Annotated in this window: 2 protein-coding genes; both read left to right on the top strand. The window is 40.1% G+C overall.

Annotation, left to right across the window (positions count from 1 at the left end; genetic code table 11):
- The first annotated feature begins 115 nt into the window (after positions 1 to 115).
- Complete coding sequence (locus tag BIY29_RS19915; protein ID WP_240630263.1) at positions 116 to 532, top strand: HNH/endonuclease VII fold putative polymorphic toxin; 417 nt, start codon at positions 116 to 118, stop codon at positions 530 to 532.
- A gap of 11 nt (positions 533 to 543) precedes the next feature.
- Positions 544 to 745 (top strand): Imm50 family immunity protein (locus BIY29_RS19910; protein WP_240630261.1); only part of this gene is annotated, 202 nt, incomplete at its 3' end.

Below are 745 nucleotides of genomic sequence, written 5' to 3'. Positions count from 1 at the left end.
GGTTAGGGGCGCACCTTAAATATTTCATGGCGCTGTATTTAGCGCGGTCACACCCGATTATACTATCGTTACCGACCCGGTGGGGTTGGGTGGGGGCATCCGACCTCAGGGATATGTGCATAATCCGCTGGAGTGGGTTGACCCGCTGGGGTTGGTTGGGTGTCCTGGTGAGAAAAACAAAAAAACCACATATGAAGGCGCGAGTCGTAGAGATGCATTTAGGGAAGCGAAACGGGATGCAGGGATACCTAATAGTCAGCAGCCTAAATCAATAACGCGGCCTGATTTGTTAGATGGCAATGGTAACGTAATGTTGGATAAGAATGGGTTGCCAATAAAAACTAGGCAATACGAATTCACTAATAATAAAGGTGAGAAAATATTTATACAGGAACATAGCTTGGGGCATACAAAAGCAACGCGATTACATGGTGCTGAACCACATTTCAATGTAAGGCCAGCAGATCCTGTTACAGGAGTTGCTTTAGATACTAAAACTCCGCCGGGAGTACATGGGCATTACAACTTTTAGTAGGGGTAAGTATGTGGTTTAAATATGCTGTAGGAAAAGAGAAAATTAACTTTATGTTTAATAATGATTTTTCATTGTTGGGTTTGGAGTTGATTTCATTTTCATTTAACCATTCTAGCTTGTATTTAAGTTTTTCTTGCAGAAATATACCTGAAAAATATCCAATAAAATGGAATAAAAATAGTTTTAACTCATTATTACTAAGTATTACCT

It is taken from the genome of Brenneria alni, from assembly GCF_003666245.1.
Taxonomy (GTDB): domain Bacteria; phylum Pseudomonadota; class Gammaproteobacteria; order Enterobacterales; family Enterobacteriaceae; genus Brenneria; species Brenneria alni.
This window is presented reverse-complemented; position numbering and strand designations above follow the sequence as displayed.